13 protein-coding genes are annotated in these 16,664 nt (G+C 23.9%); all 13 read right to left on the bottom strand.

Features of this window, described 5'->3' with window-relative positions:
• Positions 1-11 precede the first annotated feature (11 nt).
• The 13 genes from LN42_RS06535 to LN42_RS06475 are packed head-to-tail and all read right to left on the bottom strand — an operon-like array spanning position 12 to position 16,461.
• Positions 12-1,139 carry a glycosyltransferase gene (locus LN42_RS06535; protein ID WP_075780584.1) on the bottom strand — a complete coding sequence of 376 codons (1,128 nt, stop codon included), beginning with the start codon at positions 1,137-1,139 and terminating at the stop codon, positions 12-14.
• Between the two features lie 21 nt (positions 1,140-1,160).
• On the bottom strand, positions 1,161-2,216 hold the full coding sequence (wecB, locus tag LN42_RS06530; RefSeq protein WP_075780583.1) for a non-hydrolyzing UDP-N-acetylglucosamine 2-epimerase: 1,056 nt from the start codon (positions 2,214-2,216) through the stop codon (positions 1,161-1,163).
• Positions 2,213-3,472, bottom strand: coding sequence for an oligosaccharide flippase family protein (locus tag LN42_RS06525; RefSeq protein WP_075780582.1), 1,260 nt, complete (start codon positions 3,470-3,472; stop codon positions 2,213-2,215). Before LN42_RS06525 ends, wecB begins: the two co-directional genes overlap by 4 nt.
• A complete protein-coding gene (locus LN42_RS06520) occupies positions 3,465-5,210 on the bottom strand; it encodes an asparagine synthase (RefSeq protein ID WP_075780581.1) in 1,746 nt (581 codons plus the stop codon). Before LN42_RS06520 ends, LN42_RS06525 begins: the two co-directional genes overlap by 8 nt.
• Positions 5,211-5,231: 21 nt before the next feature.
• Positions 5,232-6,461 carry a glycosyltransferase gene (locus LN42_RS06515; protein ID WP_075780580.1) on the bottom strand — a complete coding sequence of 410 codons (1,230 nt, stop codon included), beginning with the start codon at positions 6,459-6,461 and terminating at the stop codon, positions 5,232-5,234.
• A 15-nt stretch (positions 6,462-6,476) separates the two neighbouring features.
• Complete coding sequence (locus LN42_RS06510; protein WP_232223891.1) at positions 6,477-7,415, bottom strand: GNAT family N-acetyltransferase; 939 nt, start codon at positions 7,413-7,415, stop codon at positions 6,477-6,479.
• Positions 7,408-8,664, bottom strand: a complete 1,257-nt coding sequence (locus LN42_RS06505; RefSeq protein ID WP_075780578.1) for a hypothetical protein — start codon at positions 8,662-8,664, stop codon at positions 7,408-7,410. The genes LN42_RS06510 and LN42_RS06505 overlap by 8 nt, the downstream gene beginning before the upstream one ends.
• On the bottom strand, positions 8,661-9,770 hold the full coding sequence (locus tag LN42_RS06500; protein WP_014296722.1) for a glycosyltransferase: 1,110 nt from the start codon (positions 9,768-9,770) through the stop codon (positions 8,661-8,663). Before LN42_RS06500 ends, LN42_RS06505 begins: the two co-directional genes overlap by 4 nt.
• On the bottom strand, positions 9,767-11,554 hold the full coding sequence (locus LN42_RS06495) for a Wzz/FepE/Etk N-terminal domain-containing protein (RefSeq protein WP_014296721.1): 1,788 nt from the start codon (positions 11,552-11,554) through the stop codon (positions 9,767-9,769). The genes LN42_RS06500 and LN42_RS06495 overlap by 4 nt, the downstream gene beginning before the upstream one ends.
• The gene (locus LN42_RS06490) at positions 11,544-12,809 is read right to left on the bottom strand and encodes an O-antigen ligase (RefSeq protein WP_075780577.1); all 1,266 of its coding nucleotides are present in this window, start codon (positions 12,807-12,809) and stop codon (positions 11,544-11,546) included. The genes LN42_RS06495 and LN42_RS06490 overlap by 11 nt, the downstream gene beginning before the upstream one ends.
• A complete protein-coding gene (locus LN42_RS06485; protein ID WP_014296719.1) occupies positions 12,806-13,939 on the bottom strand; it encodes a glycosyltransferase in 1,134 nt (377 codons plus the stop codon). Before LN42_RS06485 ends, LN42_RS06490 begins: the two co-directional genes overlap by 4 nt.
• 2 nt (positions 13,940-13,941) lie before the next feature.
• Positions 13,942-15,039: a glycosyltransferase gene (locus tag LN42_RS06480; protein ID WP_075780576.1), complete on the bottom strand. Its 1,098-nt coding sequence runs from the start codon at positions 15,037-15,039 to the stop codon at positions 13,942-13,944.
• Positions 15,040-16,461, bottom strand: coding sequence for a sugar transferase (locus LN42_RS06475; protein ID WP_014296717.1), 1,422 nt, complete (start codon positions 16,459-16,461; stop codon positions 15,040-15,042).
• Positions 16,462-16,664 lie beyond the last annotated feature (203 nt).

Genomic DNA, 16,664 nt, shown 5'->3' with positions numbered 1-16,664 from the left:
GAACAATAAAATTATTTATTAAATAATTTATTATACATATATATCCAGTCTTTTATAGTATATTCCCATGAAGAAATTTTATAAATTTTTTCATTATCTTTTTCATACAAACTTTTTAAGCTATCAAAATTTTCAACGGCATAAATAAGTGCATCATTTATTTCATCTATATTTTTAATGTTTATAGTTTTAATACCATTTTCCCATAAAATATTATATGGTAACCATTCTCCTGTAATTACAATATTTCCAGCATATATATATTCCTGCATACTTCCGCTTAATTGATCTGTAATAGGAAGATTTATCATTATATCTGAAACCAACCGTAATTTAGCAATTTCATCGTAGTCCATAAAATCTTTAAAAATTCTAAAATTTAAATTTGAATTTAAAAGTATCTTTTCGATTTCGGATCTATATTGTGTATCTCCATATGTCATTGGAAAGATAAAGAAAAACTTATCTAAAAAATTGGGATCTAGCTTTTTCAAATTATTTAAAATCTTCAAATGTTGATGATTATTAGAAGAAGAATATCCAATAGTTAAAACAATTTTTTCTTTTGGAATATTAAAAAATTCTTTAAAAAAATCCTTTTTTAAAGAATTATGTTTATAACCTTTTATAATATCCAATACATATAATCCAAATTTATTTATATAAATTTTATCCAGAAAATTTTTTCCATAATAATTAATAAAATCATTCGCTACAATTGGGTTTGCAAAAGTTAAAGCATCACATTCATATATTATCTTTTTTAAAGAATTTCTTTCCTTATTATTTATTTTATAAAAATCGCTTCCCCAGATTGAAATAACAATTTTTTTCCCTGTATTTTTGATATCATTCCAGTAAAATTTTATAATCTTATCCAGATAATGAATATTTACAATATCATACTTATGAATATTTCTGAATAACCTTTTAAAATATATAAATTTTTGAAATCTATAAAAATAACCATTCACATCATTAAAAAAATATATATTATCAAAAGGAGTATCCTGGATTTTATTAATTTTATTAAAAGATAATACATCAACTTTTTCAAAAGCCTGTTTAGATTTTAATTTTTCAGCTAATTGATTTGTAAAAACAGAAGTTGTACTTCCGATAATTAATAAATCTTTCATAAAATATATCCCCTTGTAAATTTAAAAATTATTTATAATTTCCACAATCTTCTCTCCGCAATATCCATCGCCATAAACATTTTCAGGATATGCTGTGTTTATTACTTCAAAAGTCTTTTCGTAAAGATTATTTTCATCAGCTAAAATATTCCATTTTAATTTTATTAACTCTCTCCATCCTGTATCAGGCATTACCACGATAGCCTGTTTCTTTGCAAAATATGCTTCTTTTTGTAGTCCGCCGCTATCTGTTATCACTTTCCATGATTTTTTTACCAATCCCATTAAATTTAAATAATCTATTGGTTCAAGCAATATAACATTCTTTAGATACTTTTCAAAATTAAATTCTTTTACTCTTTTTCTTGTTCTTGGATGTATTGGAAAAACAATAGTTTTTTCATTTGATATTTTCTCTATCTGCATTAATATCTTTTCCAATTTTTCTTTCTTATCAACATTAAAATCTCTGTGCATTGTCATAAGAATATAATCATTCTCTTTCAATTTTAACTCTTTAAATATTTCATATTTAAAATCCTTTTCCATTATCTTATATAAATCATACATTATATCTCCTACAAAATAAACACCTGAAGTTATATTTTCCTTCTTTAAATTCTCAACAGCTAATTCACTTGGACAGAATAGATAATTTGAAATTCTATCTGTTAATACCCTGTTTATCTCTTCTGGCATATCCTTTGGTTCCTGCCTTATTCCAGCTTCTACATGAGCTACAGGTATCTTTAATTTACTTGCAACCAATGCGCCTGCAAGAGTTGTATTTGTATCTCCATATACTAAAATTATATCAGGCTTTTCTTTCAAAACAATCTTTTCAAATTCTATCATTATTTTTCCAGTCATTTCACCATGATTACCAGAACCAACATTTAAATAATAATCAGGATCTTTAATATTCAATGTTTGAAAAAATATATCAGACATATTCTTATCATAATGCTGTCCAGAATGAACAAGTATTTCATCAATTCCCCTTTTTTTCAATTCCTTATGCAAAACAGCTTCTTTTATAAACTGTGGTCTTGCTCCTATTAAGCTTATTATTTTCATTTTTTAAAATACCTCCATAGATATAATTCAGAAAGAAGTGAAGAAATAACAAATACTCCAACTGTAGCAACAGCGGCACCTGTGGAACCATAATAATAAATTAATATAATATCCAATATAATATTAGCACTTCCGGAAATTATGGAAACAATTAGATTAACTTTAAGCTTTTTTATTGCAGCAATAAAATTACCATTTGGAATTCTAAAACTTCCAGCTATGAAATATCCAAAAGATAATATCTGAAACGGTAAAACAGAATCTGTATAATCACTTCTAAACATTATTTTTATAATAAATGGTGCAAATAATATCAAAAATAAACTTATTAGTGAATTAAGTAAAAGCAGATATTTTTTTAATTTAAAATAATATTTCTTTAAATATGCTTTATCTTTATTATTTTGAACAATATAAGGATATGCAAATGTCATTACAGAAAGTGGAATAAAATTTAAAGCAAAAGGAATCAATGTTGCCGCTTTATATGAGGCAGTAATTTCAGCATTTTTAATAATTAATCCAACAAGAAAAGTATCTATTAAATATAATATAGAGGATATAGAATTCGTTAAAGAAGAAACAAAAGAGTATTTAAAAAAATCAACTCTTAAATTTTTTTGTGGATATTTAATATAAAAAATATCTCTTATCTCATCTTTTAAATACCATATAGAAAATAATATTGCAATAATATAAGCAAAATATCTCCCAAGAATAATACCATTAATCTTTAGATAATATGCTCCAATTATAGAAAGAATAAAATATAAAAATGTATTTAAAGAATATGTATAAGAATATATTTTATTTCTTAAGTTCACCCTATAATATGTTTGTATCAATTCATATATTATAGTTATTATTGGTATGAGAGACATGTATTTTAAAACAACAATACTGCCTTTAATTGGTAATGAAAAAAATTGTGAATATATAAAAATAGCAAAAGAGATAAGAAAATTAAAAAGTATTCCTACAGTTAAAGCATATTTAAAATATGATTTCTGCAAATTTTTATCTTTATACGATTCACTTCCAAATTGCAAAAAACCTGAAGTTACCCCTAAACCATTTAAAATTAAAAACAAGCTTAAAATATTCATCGCATATGAAAAAATACCATATTCTTCTTTGGTTAAAAACTTTACTATTACAATTGAAGTGAGAAACTGAATAATCTTATTAAAAACATTTGAGAAAAAAATATGAAAAAAACCTTTTTTAGAAAGTTTATTTATAAATGCTTTATTCATTTTGATATTCTCCCCAAAAATAATCATAAGCTTCTAATAAAGTTAATACCTGAGTTTTCTCAATAACTTTTCCACTTTCAAACATATTTTGAACATCTGTTTTTAATTCTTTTGAAATATCGAAGTTTTTAATTTTTTCATTAAATGTTTTTTCAAAAAAACTTTTTAACATATGATTATTTTTATACCAGTATTCCAGAGGATTCATATGATGTCTTGTCATTATAGTTTTTTTATTTAAGATTTTCCTTATAATTTTATGAGGAATTTGTGTAATAGCGATTTGTCTACCTAAAACCTTTATTTGAGGTATATTTATTTTTGCTCCAATAGCTTCCCACTTATATTTTGCAGCTTGTGGATGCTTTTTTAGTATCCATTTAAAATAAATTTTATGATTAACTCTTAAATCAAGAGGGATTTTTAAACAATAATCAATGAATTCTTTATATAAAAATGGAGAAATTACTTCAGTATATTCTTGAAAAGGAAGATTTCCCAGAAGGATACCATTAAAACCTCTATTATATAATTTAAAAATTTCTTCATTTGGATAATCAAATTTCAATTTTATATTTTTAATCTTTTCGCTTAATTTTTCAGAATAGGCACCGGTTACTATATTAAATTCTTTATTATAAACAGCTTTTTTCATATAACTTCCAATTATTACATCACCTAATTGCCCGGTATGAACAACACCAAAGTTAGAAAAATTAAAAATATCAGCAAATGATTTAGCATGAGCATTTCCAGCATACAACACATTTCCAGAATTAATTTCGATTTGTTTTCTTATTATATTATCTTTTATAAGATATAATCCGTTATCGAGAGATTTAAACAAAAACTCATTTTTTAAATCTCTTGCTATTTCCTTTGAAATAGTTTCATCTAGATAATCAGATTCCGAGAAAGTATAATTAAGCATATTATATCCCATTTTTGTTCCAATCCAGACTGTCATTCGCGAATCCAGACCACCACTTAAACTTGCAATGTGATTATAATTATATTCTTTATCCTTTTCAAATTCATATCTTATTGCAGTTTTGAATAAAGAGTCTATATTTTCTATTATCTCATTTTCTGATAAAGTTTTATCAGGAGTATTATCCAATTTATAATACTGTTTTATTTCAAAAATTCCATTCTCAATTTTAATATAATGTCCGGCAATTAATTTTTTTATTTCATTAATAAGAGTATGATCCTCTATCATAAAGCCATAAGTCAAAAGCATATATGCAGACTCAATGTCGGGATTATAGGAATAGTTTTTTTGTCTTAAATAATCAACAATATAATTAATCTCAGAACCTATAATAAATTCATTTTCATGTGTATAATAAAATATCTGTTTATCTCCAAAATGATTTGTAAAAATTAGATATCTATTATTCTTTTTATCATAAAAAAATCCGGAGAAACTACCGCGAAAATCATTAAAAAAAGTTTCTCCTAACCTTTTATACATTTCTATAATAGTTTTTTCAAAATTCTCTAAGTTATATTTATTAATTAACTCAACCTTATTTAAAATTACTCCTTCAATCAAAAAAGCATAATCTTCACCTTTATAAAAAGGTTTATCTCTTAAAAACTTATTTATAGTTTGTCTCTCAATATATAAATTTTCATTTTTATATATTTCTTTGAGAAAATCATTTCTTCTTTGCGTTATATTAATTTTATCTATAATTCTATTATTTGATATTAAACCAAAAAAACCAGGCATTTTAAAAAACCTCTTTTCAATTTAATGATATTTTTTATTATTAAGTAATTTTAAAATTCTTTTTGAAAAATCCTCATAATTTTTAAGAGCATTGACTTTTTCGTTCCATCTTTTTAATGCATTTTCTCGTTTGAAAAGTTTATCTTTTTCTGAAAGGTTTATAAATTGTTCGATATGGTCAGCTAATATATTAGCAGTTAAATCAGAGGGAAGTAATTTTCCAATATTTTCATCGACCAATTCTCTTGTTCCTCCAACATTTGTTGCCATAACCGGAATACCAAAACTCAAAGCTTCCATAATTGATACAGGCAATCCTTCAGATTCGCTAACATTGATAAATAAATCTATAGGATTATTAGCATAAAAGTTTAATACATCTTTATTTTTTAGATAACCTAAAAATTTATATTCGATATTGGTTTTAGATAATAATTTATTTGCAAGTTCTTCTATTTCTTCTTTTAAGGGACCTTTACCAATATGAGACCATAAAATCCTCTTATTAACTTTTTTACCAAGAATGCTTAATGCTTCAACAACAAGATGAACTCTTTTAAAAGGGACCAGATCAGAACAGGTAACTATTCTGAACATATCGTCTTTACTGCCTTTATTTAAATTAGTTTGAGGTAATACTCCTAAACGTGAAACTTCAAATTTATCTGAATATTCTGGATATTTTTTTGTTAAATAATTTTTTCCATCATCAGAAATACAAAAAACTTTATCAATATCTTTTAAAATTTCCTTTCTTAATGGCAAATAATGGTATATATTTGCGTCTTCATATAAGTCCCATCGATGAGTTCTGGAAATTACAATATGTTTATAATTTGAATTTTTATTTAATTGAGTTAAACCATATGCTTGAGAAGCCAGCCAATATGAGTAAAAAATAACAGTTGAATCGATAGAGTATTTTTTATACCATTTTTTTAATAAAAATTCCATTCCAAAATATTCTAAGCTTTTATATGAAATAATTTTTTTAGAATTGATGAATTCCTTTATAAACTTATGAAATCTGGTCAATCCTAATATGGAAATTTTTCGATTACTCAAATAGTCTATAAAAAAATTATCAATTTCAACATTTTCAGGAATAGGACGAATATTTCCAAGTGGATATCTTGGAACAATAATTATATCAAAATAATTGGCCAGAATAGGGATTTCTGTTTCTAAAAATTCCTCATCTTTATCATATGGAAATTTATTGGTAAATAAAAAAAGTTTTCTGCGATTCATTAAAATCCTCCTGTTTTATAATTTTGTAAAAATTTTAAGCAATTTATTATTGGTAGCAAATATTAAAAAATACCTCTTTTGAACAGCCCCAAAACTTCTAAAATATTTTTCTATAGGTTCTACCATACTTCCCTCAAAATCAAAATTCAAATTATTTTCAATAGCAAATTTTATTCCTTCATATATTACCAAATTCATTGCTCCAGAATCCTTTTTTTCGGGATTTATACCTCCTAATAAATAATAAACACTATCTTTATCATATACAAAAAAGCCAGCAGCATATATTTCATCATATTGATCAACAGCAAAGTAAAGTTTTAAAGAATTATGTTTTTTAGCCGCAAAAAAGATTTTTTCAACTAAATCTAATGAATGCTGAATTCTTTGATTTTTTCGCTCAAAAGTTCTTTTATTTATATCATAAAATGACTTATAATCATCACTTTCTATAACTTTCAAATTTAACTTTTCAGCTTTTTTCAATCTACGTTTTACTGAAGAATGAAAATTATTATAAATATCATCTATAGACTTTCCTTTTTTTATTACATAAGTATATAGTGTTGTTTGTTTAAATCCTTTCCAATAAAAAGGTAACCAATTTTGATATTTATAATCCCACTTTTGATAAAACTTATCAAATTTTGGTAATTTTGAAATTAATTCATTCATAATCTCTTTTTCCCATGAAAGTTTTTTATAATATCCCTGGTTTTTTGGGTATCTTATATAAGGACCTAATTTTTGTGTTAAAGGTGGCATAGAAAGAAGCGAAAAAAACAATTTTTTCTTTTTAAAAAAAGGCATACTTGCCCATATTTCTCCACCTTTTTCTACCAGAATAACATCCCAATTATTTTCTCCACAAACAGCATCTAACCACCAATATTGGCTAAATACAGGAATAGGTTCTTTTTCACAAAAAATTTTATATAAATCTTTATTACTCATCATTTTCACTCCATATATTTAAAATATCCTGAGCGTTAACGCTTAAAAAGCCTTTATTTAGTGCGTATTTAACGCTTTCTACATATATCCATTCCCAGTCTTTCCAATCAATGGTATAAAAAGACGAATTATGCCATAAAAAAGTAAAAATTCCGTTGTATTTTTCAATTTTATCAATCATCTTTTTTATTTTATTAAATCCATCATCGGGAGTTAAATTCATATAATTTTTATTTTGCAAAGTTCCTTCCATAACAATTAAAGGAACTTCGATTAAATTATATTCTCGTTTTTCATTAAAATTATAAGGTTTAAAAGGTTTCGATGTCCCAAATCTAAAACCAATATTTTCTGCATAACCACCTGTTGTATCTAATATAATTCCAGATTTTTCTAAAATATCAAAAGTTTTTGTTATATCAAAAATCAAATAATGTGCTCTTCCAGAAAAAATATTTACATTAAAAATACTTTTTATATCAGATATATCTTTTTTCATGTCTTTATTCATTAGATATTTAGCATCATAGTGTATACCGATATTTCCATTACTCTTAATTATTTCATTAAATATTCTTTTTAAGTATTCCTGATTTTTCAATAAATTATAGCCACCATCAATATTTTTTTCTTGCTTTTTAGGAAGAAAAAAAAAGGTACCTTTAGTATTTAATTTTTTATGTGTAAATAATAGATATTTTAAATCGTAAGGATCATTATTTTTAATTTTTCTTAAAATTTTATCCAGAGCATCTTTGAAATTTCTTCGTTTTATAATATCTCCAAATAACTTTCTATAAAAAATCTTTTGTTTTAAAAAAGATAAATGATCTACATCATGTGTCAAAAAAAGTAAAGATTTATTTGCTTTATATTCCAGGTTTAATTCTTCTTTTATGTTATCAACAAGAATATCAACAATAGGTACTTCGATAATATTCTTTTTATATTGAAAGCTTTCATTATAAATAAATCTTCCATATTGATCCTTTTTATCATTATGAATATATTCCCAATATCCAGATAAAAAGAAAAATATTGTTCCAATATAATCATTCTTAAAGGAACAATCTTCAAAGTCATTTAATAGTTCTTCATCGGATTTTTCCCAGAATTTATAAATTCTAAAATCTAATATATTATTTAATACATAATAATCGTTTACAACATTTATTTTTATTTCTCCTTTGAAAATGCTGTTTAAAAATCTTTCTACATAAATTTTAATATCCTGAATATTTAAATTCATAAAAAATCACCTATAGATAATTTTTCTATGATAGGTTTTAACTTCACTGCCCAGCTCAAATTCTTTTCTGCATATTTTCGTATCTCATTTATGTAATCTCTATCTTTAAATTTTTCGTAAAAATCAATAATCTCATTGATATGTATAATAGAACTATTATTTGGAACTTTAAATGCATATTTAAAACTATCAAAATCTGAATCATCATATCCATAAATAAAAGGCAAACCTCTTGAACAATATTCTCTTAATTTTAAAATAGCCCCTTTTTTTAATCCTATTCTATACATTCCTAGACTCCCAATTCCAACATCAGCTAAATTAAATAATTCATCTAAATCTTTTCCGGTTTTAAAACCGTGGAAAATAACAAATTTATCTAATTTTAAATTTTGAGTTAATAATTTTAGATTTTCCAATTCAGGCCCTTCACCAACGATATGAAAATAAACCTCTTTTTCATATTTGTTTTTATAATATTCTTCTAATCCTTTAATTAATCTATCGTAGCCATGCCATTTGCTAACATTTGCCACACCGATTAAATCAATTCTATTTTTATTTTTAGGTAGCGGGCTTCTAACGGGAATTTTATCAACATCTATTCCATTAACAATTTTTATAGTTTTTATTCCCAAAATTTCATCGTGTTCTGAATAAGTAACAATATAATCAACAAATTTCTTGAGGAAATTTCTATAAATTTTATCATTATATAATTTTAATTTTTGTTTAAAATTATGGATTTCATCATCATATGGAAAAGTTGGGATTTCAACAAAAACCTTTAAATTATAGCTTTTTATTTTTTTTAAAAAAGAGATGAAATCTTTAGTAGAAAAAGGATATCGTATATATAAAAAATCATAATTTGTTATATCTGTAAACTTTAATATATCAGAGAACATAGATAAATTCCTTTTGAATTTAGAAGAATAAGATTTTTTTGAATCATTGTTTATAACCATTTTACTACCTTTAAAATAAACAAAATCAATATTAATTTCTGATTTTTTAAATGCAGAAATTTGACCATAGATTTTTCTAAATACACCATTCATTTCAGGATTTAAAATATCCTCTTTAGTAATATAAAGTCCTTTCATTTTAATATACCTTTCTTAAAAAAGATAATAGAGTTTTCTGCAATATCAGTATTTTTAATAACAGAATATTTCTCTGAAACAATAGTAATAACAAAATCAATTTTGTTACTTAAAATAGCAAGATCATTCTTATCAAATTCTTTTAAGAAAACAATATTATTTTCGGAATTTATCTTTTTTTCTAATTCTTTAATTTTTGAAATATCAAGATTAGAAATAGAAATAAAATTATAGTCTAAAATTTTAAGTTCTTCATTCAACATATTTTCAATTTTTTCAAGTATATCTTTTTTAGTTATCGTATTTAAAATTAAAATATTATTTTTATTTAATCCATAAATATACTTAGAAATATCATGTATATCTTTTTGGCTATTTATTACAACTTCAGGACTTTTAAAATTATATTCAAAATCCTTTAGTGAATGAATTTTATTATCCTTCAATTCAAATCTTAAAGCAACAATGGACCCAATAAAAAATGCAAATAAAAATCCACCAACAAAAAACATTTTAAAAGATGGAAAAATGGCTCTTGTTGGAGTAAATGATGCATTTATGATTTTAATTTTTTCTGTATTTAAAAGGTTGTTAATAGTAATTTGTTCAATAGTATTTTTTATAATTTCATATTTTTCCTCTAAAATCTTTTGTTCTTTTTTTAATTTTAAATATTCATACATAACAGGAGATTGATCTATAATTTTTTTGCTCAAGTCTTTTTCAAGGTTTTTAAGCATCTGATATCTTGTATCCAATACCTCATATGAATACTTTAATTCCTTATACTGACTTAATAAATCGGGCGATATAGAACTAAGATAAATATCTTTATTATTAATAATCACATTTAATTTCTTTTCTAATTGTGCTTTTAACACATCTATCTTTGTTTTTAATTCAATAGCTTTTGGCGAATTTGGAGATAAAATTTTAACAGTTTCATATTCGTATTGTGTATTTTCTAATTCTAATTTTATGTTTTTAATTTGCTGATTTTTTTCTGTAAGATAAATTTCTTTCATTTGAGGATCGATATTCAAATACACATTTTCAAAGTTTTTAACTTTAATATCTAAAGTATTTTTTTCTTCTTCATACTGATATAATTCTTTCACTATTTCATAATACTTATCCATTAAAGGATTATTTTCTGTAATTTTATTTTTTAATTCAAAATCTAAAACCTTTTTGGAAATTTCATCTAAATCATTTTCAACTTTTTTCAGAATAGGATTTAAATATTCAAGTTTTTCAGCATTAACCTTTTTTTGATAATTTTCTCTATATAATTTATAATATTTAAACCATGAATCAATAAACCTTTTTGCATAGTCAGGAGAAGATTTTTGGATAGAGATTTTCAAAATATTTGTTCCTTCAACAGGCTCTATTTTCAATTGATCTTTAAGAATTTCTATTAAATCTCTTTCATAGTATATCTTGCCTCTTAACCTATCTATAATATGACGCGATTTGTTTTTTGATTCAACTAAATTAAAATCTCTAACAATATTTCTTAAAATTTCATCTGTTTTCATTTTTTCAATTTCGGCTTTTAATTCAGTATTAGAACCTCCTAAATTAAAAAGAGATTCAATCTGACTTGAAGAATTATTTTGATTTAAATTTAATTCAATTTCCATATATGATTCATATGATTTTGGGAGAATATTATAAATATACATAACTCCCCAAAAAACTAAAATAAAAACTATAATTAAAATATAAAATCGTCTTTTTAATGTATTAATAATATCTCGTAAAGTAATTTCAGTTCTCATCTATTTCATCCTCCGCATAAATTTGATTATAATATATATAAATGATTATCTCTAAAATAATGGTAAAAGGCATAACCTGAGCAGGAGTATATATTCTATGTTCAGTAAGTCCGGCTATCATTATAGCAAATATTGAATAATAAACATATTGAGAAAAGAATTTATCAGGTATTTTTTTTGCAATAAAAAACAGCTCTTTTAATAATAAGATTAAAAAAATAAAACCTATTATTCCTGTTTCAGCTAGTATATGTAAAAAAGAATTATGTGCATGTGCATCAGAGAAAAAGACTTTTGATGTATTAATCATAAAAATATGTTCAATACCGATAAAACGATAAGGCAAATCATTATAACGTGTAAATCCAATACCAAATAAAGGACTTCTTAAAAAATCATCTATAGCTCTTGGCCAGAGTACAAAAAGTCTGTCTGAAATATTAGCAGTTCGGTTAGGATTATTTAAATCAAAAACTTCAGCATTAGTAGGTTGTAAATTATAAACTCCATGTTCTTTTGACAAATAATAAGCTCCACTTATAATCAAAATAGAACCAATTATTGTTAAAATATAATAAGCTTTTTTAAGCTTTTTATTTTTAAATAAAAAGTCAATTATTAATAGTCCCATTACCCACAAAAAGGCCAATAATGAACCACGAGATTTGGTAAAATATAAAGCTACAGCATTAGAAACAAAAAGAAAACCATAAAAAAACGATTTTTTTTCAAAAAACAAAAACAAACCAAATAAAGAAATCATTAAATAATATCCACCAGCTGCATTATGTGCTTTAAATAGATAATGATATATTCCATCTGCGGAAATCCCTATAGGATGATTTAATAAAAAAGATAGAGTCAATAATAAAGTAATAAAACTAATAAAAACGTATATTTTTATTAGTAATTGTTTATAATTTATTTTTGATCTAAAATAACCATGTAAAAAAGGTAAAAAAAGCGGCATATAAGTAATATAAAAATTTCCATCATGTCTAAAATTATTATAAGAAAAAAATTCTGAAAGTTTAACACCTGAAATCAAAGCGCTAGAAAAGTAAAAAAATCCTATAATATAAAATAGTTTATTTGTTCTTGAAAAAACTAACTTTTCTGGGATGTATACATATAATATTAAAAAAACTATTCCTAGTACAATAAAAATAGGATATGCAGGAACAATATTAAAAAATGAAAAAAGAAATCCAAAATGAAAACTTAAAAGTACAATATCTTTTAGATTAAATATCATTTTTCCAAAAGCTCCTCTATTCCTTTTATATAATTATCATAAGAGAATTTTTTTTCAAAATCTTCCATATCTACGTTTAATTTATATTTTTCAGGATATTTATATATATTAAAAATAATATCTTTTGCTTCTTCAATTGAATCAACAAGATATCCATTTTTATTATTTAAAATTTCAGGAATTCCGCTAATGTTTCTTGCAACCACAGTTTTTCCGGATATAATACCTTCAATTAATACTGTTGGAAGAGAATCGGTTTCAGGAAAATGAATTAAAGTATCCATAATAGAATAATGACCGGAAATATCTTTAGTATGTCCCGTTAAAATAACATTGTTTTCCAGGTTATTTGAATTAATATAATTTTTAATACTCATATAATAATTTTTATTTGGTGGGGTATATCCCCCTACAATCATTAATTTTATATTATCTTTTAAAATTTCATGTAACCCTTGTAAAATCAGTAATTGATTCTTATTTGGATGGATCCATCCAACAGTTCCAATAATAAAATCATCTTCAGATATTTTATATAAATTTTTGTAAAAATCCATGCTTTTAAGAGATGGATTAAGTGTAATTCCGTTATATAAAACAGATAATTTATTTTTATTTATTCCAATTTCAATAAGGGAATTTTTCACAGCATTTGAAACACATGAAATATGATAAAAATCATTATTAAAAGTATTTTTTAAAAGTAGTTTTAAAGGTTTTATGAACTCATCATTTATATGATCATGTACTCTTGCAACAGCTTTAATACCTAGTTTTCTTGAAAGTTGCCCTCCATAAATATGAGCTTTCATAGAATTCGTAAAAATTAAATCTATTTTTTCTTTTTTTATGAATTTTTCTATAGATTTTATCATTTTTTTGTATTCAATATATTTTGGAAGTAATTTAGCAGATAATTTTGATCTGCTCATTTCAAGTACATCTCTACTTAGTGGAAAAACTTCATATTTAACGTTTGTTTCGTTTAATTTTTCTGTAAATTCACTTTCACATGTCACACCAACAGTTATATCATATTTATTTCTATTGTATCCTTTTAGAAATTCAACAAGAACTTTTTCTGCTCCACCATACCAATAAGCATGATCTAAGATCAGAATTTTTTTCATTATTACACCTCTAATATTTTTTTAATTTTTCTTTGAAACACTTTAATATCAAAATCTTTAGCTCTATTAATTATTATATCATTTTTTTTATTTTTCCAGTCCTGTGAAACAATTGTATTTACAGCGTTTGCAATTTCTTTTGAATTTTTTGGAGGAACATGAATACCTGTTTCTCCGTTTATATTATGATATGTAGTTCCTGTACCTAATTCTGTAGTTATTACAGGTATTCCACATGCCATTGCTTCAAGTGCGACTAATCCAAAAGCTTCACCTCTATCAATAGAAGGTAAAACAAAAACATCAGCCGCAGAATAATAAAACGGTAAATCCTGATACTTAACATGATTTAGAAAAATAACTCTATTATTAAAATTATACTTTTTTACTAAATCCTTTAATTCTTTTTCTTTCTTACCTTTACCAACTAAAAGTAATTTATAATTTTCAGGTAAAAATCTTAAAGATTCAATTAAATATTCAAGCCCTTTATATCTACCAAACCTTCCAACATACAAAATCAATTTTTCATCATTATTAATAAATTTATTTCTAACATTATCTTTTCTAGGATAAAAATGATTTGTATCAACAAATAAAGGAACAACTTCTATCTTGTCTTTAAAATCCCTTAAAACTGGAGAAGTCTTAATTATATTTGGAGAAGTTACTATTATTTTATCCATATTTTTAAGAAAAGTTTTGACTATTATATGATTATATAGATTTCCAAAAGTTCCTCTTCCTGCAATATCCATATGATAAAAACATATATTTGGTTTATTTTGGATTTTACCATTTATAAAAATATCTAATTCAGGCTGTCCTGAGGCAAAATGATATAGAATCATATCAACATCTTTTGATAATTTATCAAGAGCCTTTCTATAATTTAGAGAAATTCTTACAGAACCTTTCTCAAAAAAAATGGGAACTCTATACACGATCGTTCCCTCAATGTTGTCTACTTTATATATTTTTTCATTAGTATAGTTATATGTTAAAGCGATAGAATCAAAACATTTGTTTATTTCTTTTGCGACAATTTGAATTCCGCCAATTTCTGGAAAATAATTTCTGGATATAGATAATAATTTCAATTAATATGCTCCTTTCTTATCAATCACTATTTTTATAGTCTTCAAGAGAATTATAAAATCTAATTCCAGAGACCAATTTCTTAAATAATATAAATCAAGAGCAATTCTTTCACTGTAATCTTCGACATCACTTCTTCCGTTTGCCTGCCACATTCCAGTAATTCCAGGTTTTATAGAAAAAACTTCTTTGGCAACCTCTTCTCCATAATACAGTTCAACTTCTTTTCTTACTACAGGTCTTGGTCCAACTAAACTCATATCACCTTTCAAAACATTAAACAATTGAGGTAACTCATCAAGAGAAGTTTTTCTTAAAAATTTTCCTATTTTTGTAATTCTTGGATCATTCTTTAATTTAAAATGTTTAAACCATTCTTCTCTAATTTTTTCATCACTGGCTAATAATTCTTGAAGTCTTTTTTCAGCATCAGGATACATAGAACGGAATTTATACATTTCAAATTCTTTTAAATCCTTACCAATTCTTTTATGTTTAAAAAATATTGGCCCACCATCTTCTTTTTTAATCAAAAAAGCGATAATTAAAAAAATCGGAGAGGTTAATATAATGCCAATTATTGATAAAACAATATCAAAAATTCTTTTAATCATTAAATTTAAAGGATTTAATAATTCCTGAACTGCAGTAATTGCAAGAATTCCATCCAAATCTTGAATATGTGTTGAAAAACTCATTAAACCATATAAGTCAGGAATATATTTTATTTTTCTAACATTTCTCTCTAATTTGGCAACAATATTAGAAAGTTCTTTCTTTGATAAATTTGGAATAGCTATAAGTATTTCTTCAACTTCATTATTAAAAATTAAAGTATTTATTTCATCGATATAACCTAAAACTTTATTTTCATTTACAATGTTATTTTTATCAAAATCTGTTTTTAAGAATCCTAAAAAATTATACATGGTAAAAGGATGTTCTTTTATTTTGTCGTATACAATTTGAGCTAATTCTCCAGTACCTAAAATAATCACATTAGTTTTTAAAAGATTAAATTTTTTGAGAATTTTTCTATATATATATCTAATAACTGAATCTACAAGTACAAAAAATATTGAAATAGTAAATAAACTAAACAAGTCCATATAACTATTTTTTGCTATTGCTAATAGCAACATAATAAAAAAATATATAGTTACAGAATGGATAATATTAACAAGTTCATCCCAGAATAAATAACTCTCAAAATAATACATCTTTTTAAATATATATATTACAATCAATATTCCTGAAGAAATAAAAATAAGATAAGGATCTGTTCTGTCAAATATTGAAATTTTAGGAATAAAATGTAAAGAAGTTAGGATTAAAAAATCAATAACCATCAATATTAAACCATATATTGATTTTTTGAAGCCTCTTCTTACAGTTCTTTTTTGAATTATATTTATATTATCCATAAAGCCTCCTTTATATTAAGCGCTATTAACCAATTATTATCAAGTATAAACATTGCATTATAATTATAGCATAAAACCATTCTCCCAAAATTAAAATTAGCAATCAATATTTTGAAATTAAATGAAAAATTTCTTTTTTTACGCCGGATAATGTTACGCGTTAGTAACGAAATTTGCCAATAAATTGTTGAATATTCCCCTGC

Origin of the sequence: Marinitoga sp. 1137 (assembly GCF_001941525.1) — a bacterium.
Taxonomy (GTDB): Bacteria; Thermotogota; Thermotogae; order Petrotogales; family Petrotogaceae; genus Marinitoga; species Marinitoga piezophila.
This window is presented reverse-complemented; position numbering and strand designations above follow the sequence as displayed.

Coding starts and splice junctions, on each gene's coding strand:
- LN42_RS06535 (WP_075780584.1), bottom strand. CDS start 1,139: ATGAAAGATTTATTAATTATCGGAAGTACAACTTCTGTTTTTACAAAT.
- wecB (WP_075780583.1), bottom strand. CDS start 2,216: ATGAAAATAATAAGCTTAATAGGAGCAAGACCACAGTTTATAAAAGAA.
- LN42_RS06525 (WP_075780582.1), bottom strand. CDS start 3,472: ATGAATAAAGCATTTATAAATAAACTTTCTAAAAAAGGTTTTTTTCAT.
- LN42_RS06520 (WP_075780581.1), bottom strand. CDS start 5,210: ATGCCTGGTTTTTTTGGTTTAATATCAAATAATAGAATTATAGATAAA.
- LN42_RS06515 (WP_075780580.1), bottom strand. CDS start 6,461: ATGAATCGCAGAAAACTTTTTTTATTTACCAATAAATTTCCATATGAT.
- LN42_RS06510 (WP_232223891.1), bottom strand. CDS start 7,415: ATGAGTAATAAAGATTTATATAAAATTTTTTGTGAAAAAGAACCTATT.
- LN42_RS06505 (WP_075780578.1), bottom strand. CDS start 8,664: ATGAATTTAAATATTCAGGATATTAAAATTTATGTAGAAAGATTTTTA.
- LN42_RS06500 (WP_014296722.1), bottom strand. CDS start 9,770: ATGAAAGGACTTTATATTACTAAAGAGGATATTTTAAATCCTGAAATG.
- LN42_RS06495 (WP_014296721.1), bottom strand. CDS start 11,554: ATGAGAACTGAAATTACTTTACGAGATATTATTAATACATTAAAAAGA.
- LN42_RS06490 (WP_075780577.1), bottom strand. CDS start 12,809: ATGATATTTAATCTAAAAGATATTGTACTTTTAAGTTTTCATTTTGGA.
- LN42_RS06485 (WP_014296719.1), bottom strand. CDS start 13,939: ATGAAAAAAATTCTGATCTTAGATCATGCTTATTGGTATGGTGGAGCA.
- LN42_RS06475 (WP_014296717.1), bottom strand. CDS start 16,461: ATGGATAATATAAATATAATTCAAAAAAGAACTGTAAGAAGAGGCTTC.